This window comes from Paraburkholderia sp., from assembly GCF_036488505.1.
In the GTDB taxonomy this organism is placed as follows: domain Bacteria; phylum Pseudomonadota; class Gammaproteobacteria; order Burkholderiales; family Burkholderiaceae; genus Paraburkholderia.
Window position 1 is genome coordinate 1 of the sequence record NZ_DASXHN010000419.1, and the last position, 2,803, is coordinate 2,803.

Genomic DNA, 2,803 nt, shown 5'->3' on the forward strand with positions numbered 1-2,803 from the left:
GCGTGCCGTGCTTGTCGACGACCTTGTCGACCACCGCGACCGGCGGCTCCGCAAGGATGCTCACCGACGGTACGACGATCTCGAATTTGTCGGCGCCGAACTCCTTCTGCGACAGAAACGCTTCGTTTTCCCACGCGATCAGCACGTCGCCGATACCGCGCTGCACGAAGCTGGTGGTCGCGCCGCGCGCGCCCGAATCCAGCACGCCTGCATTCTTGTAGAGCTTGCCGACGAACTCCTTCGCCTTCTGCGCATTGCCGCCCGGCTGGTGCTCGGCGTAGGCCCACGCGGCCAGATAGTTCCAGCGCGCGCCGCCCGAGGTCTTCGGATTCGGCGTGACGATCGACACACCCGGCTTCACCAGATCGTCCCAGTCCTTGATGTGCTTCGGGTTGCCCTTGCGCACGAGAAACACGATCGTCGACGTGTACGGCGCGGCATTGTCGGGCAGGCGCTTCTGCCAGCCCTTGTCGATGAGGCCCTTGTTGGCGAGCGCGTCGATGTCATAAGCGAGCGCGAGCGTCACGACGTCGGCCTGCAGCCCGTCGAGCACCGAGCGCGCCTGCGCGCCCGAGCCGCCATGGGACTGCTTGAAGGTGACCGTTTCACCGGTCTTCGCCTTCCATTGCTTGCCGAACGCCTGGTTGACGTCCTGGTACAGCTCGCGCGTCGGATCGTAGGAAACATTCAGCAGCGTCGTGTCGGCGTGCGCCGCCCCGCTCGACGCGATCATGCCCAGCGCGCCTGCCGCGCCGACGGCGAGCGCCGCGAGGAGTTGCTTCGTCCGTGCCGCAAGCCCCGTATGCCGATGGTTCATGTCAACTTTTCTCCGCGTGATGGTCCGCTGATGAGCGTCCGATGTTGTTCTGCGTCGCGGTCACGTGCACATGAGCGCCAAGCCGGGGGCCAGTCTATCGGACCCCCTTCATCATTAAAAATAATGTTTCTTCATTTTTTAATACGCAAAAGTGGTAACGGCAGACGCGCCCGGCGTTACGACGCTGAAATCGCCGCGATGACGTCCGGAAACCACGCGCCGGCGCGCCGCTCGCATCGAACTTAAAGTAAAGCTTGAAATGCGCCGCATACTGTATAAAAATACAGTTACCTGTTCATACATACAGTGGCCATGACAAAACTCACCGCACGACAGCAGCAGGTTTACGAATTGATCCGCCGCGCGATCGAGCGCACCGGTTTTCCGCCCACCCGCGCCGAAATCGCCGCCGAGCTTGGCTTCAGCTCAGCCAATTCCGCGGAGGAGCATCTGCGCGCGCTGGCTCGCAAGGGCGTGATCGAACTGGCGGCCGGCGCATCGCGCGGCATTCGCCTGCTCACCGGCCACGACGACGCGCCGCATCAGTTCACGCTGCCGCATGCGAGCCTGATGCAGTTGTCGTTGCCGCTGATCGGCCGGGTCGCGGCGGGTAGCCCGATCCTCGCGCAGGAACACATCTCGCAGCACTATGCGTGCGACCCGGCGCTGTTCTCGAGCAAACCTGATTACCTGTTGAAGGTGCGCGGCCTGTCGATGCGCGACGCGGGCATTCTCGACGGCGATCTGCTCGCGGTGCAAAAGCGCAGCGAAGCGAAGGATGGCCAGATCATCATCGCGCGGCTTGGCGACGACGTAACGGTCAAGCGGCTGAAGCGACGGCCGAACGGCATCGAGCTGATCGCCGAGAACCCCGATTACGACAACATCTTCGTGGAAACCGGCAGCGCGGATTTCGCGCTCGAAGGGATCGCCGTCGGGCTGATCCGCCCGGGCGAGTTCTGATCCCCGGTTGCACCCGCCCAACTGCTCGCGCCGGTTCATCGAACCGAAGCTGCATTCACGTCGCATCGCCTGGAGAGATTCATGGAACGCCTTACCCGCCTGCTGCCTTTTCGCCAGTTCGGCCGCTTGCGCCATCTGCGCAAGCTCACGCCCTGCTCACTGACGGAAGCGCCCGTGGCACACACGCCATCGTTATTCGATGAGCCGACGCAAGCCGCAGGGCTGCCGTCGTCGTTGCCGGCGTTTGCGCGCGTGTCGCTGAACGCGGGCCTGAACATGGCTGAACCGGCGCGCCGCGCGCCGGTGCGGGTCTACCATGGACCGTCGCGGTTGATTATGGTGGGTACGGTCGACGCGGTATGTCGTATGATCGATCGCTGCATAGCCGACGAAGCCAACGTGCACGGCGCGGTGTTCGAAGCCTGAGCGGATTCGGGTCGAAGTTCCGGTACCCGGATATTCGTGTTGCATGGGATCGTTTCATCCTCGCCGTGATCGACGCTGAATCACAACCCACCGGGGGGTCCCATCCGATGAAAGTTCAGAAACGCATTCCGAAGCGCATTCCAAAACGCGTCGAGGGCAGCGCGACGCGGCCGCTGCTTATCACGCTGATCGTGGTCATCGTGATTGCCGCGCTCGGGTTTGTTTATGCATCCCCCTATCTGGCGGTGAACAATCTCAAACGCGCCGCGGATGCGCGAGACGTGCAAACAGTCAATCAGTACGTGGACTTTCCGGCGCTGCGCGCCAGCCTCAAGCAGCAGGTGGCCGACATGCTGACGCGCCGGCTGGAAGCGGACAGCGGTAACAAGTTGGCGACCATCGGCGCGGTCATTGGCGTGACGCTGATCGGCCCGCTCGTCGATGCCTATGCGACACCAGACGGCGTCGCTGCGTTGCTGAATGGGATGCCGCCGCGCGGCACCGCAGGCGAGCAGCCGGCGGCCCCGCCGGCATCAAACGGCACCGAAGCCCCAGCGGCCCCGGCCGCCAATTCAGCGCCGCCCCAACGCCAAAGCA

General features: G+C 63.6%; 4 protein-coding genes. 3 read left to right on the top strand and 1 reads right to left on the bottom strand.

Annotated features, from left to right (window positions below; translation table 11 throughout):
• On the bottom strand, nucleotides 1–817 hold an 817-nt coding region (locus tag VGH68_RS24250), incomplete at its 3' end, for a sulfate ABC transporter substrate-binding protein (RefSeq protein ID WP_331606249.1).
• A 312-nt stretch (nucleotides 818–1,129) separates the two neighbouring features.
• Between VGH68_RS24250 and lexA the strand changes: the two genes are divergently transcribed.
• The 3 genes from lexA to VGH68_RS24265 form a co-directional block, all read left to right on the top strand.
• A complete protein-coding gene (lexA, locus tag VGH68_RS24255; protein WP_331606250.1) occupies nucleotides 1,130–1,780 on the top strand; it encodes a transcriptional repressor LexA in 651 nt (216 codons plus the stop codon).
• Between the two features lie 81 nt (nucleotides 1,781–1,861).
• Nucleotides 1,862–2,206: a hypothetical protein gene (locus tag VGH68_RS24260; protein ID WP_331606251.1), complete on the top strand. Its 345-nt coding sequence runs from the start codon at nucleotides 1,862–1,864 to the stop codon at nucleotides 2,204–2,206.
• Nucleotides 2,207–2,313: 107 nt separating this feature from the next.
• The coding region (locus VGH68_RS24265) for a DUF2939 domain-containing protein (protein WP_331606252.1) at nucleotides 2,314–2,803 on the top strand (490 nt) is incomplete at its 3' end.

Bases quoted from the DNA above. Each gene is read 5' to 3' on its own strand.
- lexA (WP_331606250.1), top strand. From the start codon at position 1,130: ATGACAAAACTCACCGCACGACAGCAGCAGGTTTACGAATTGATCCGC.
- VGH68_RS24260 (WP_331606251.1), top strand. From the start codon at position 1,862: ATGGAACGCCTTACCCGCCTGCTGCCTTTTCGCCAGTTCGGCCGCTTG.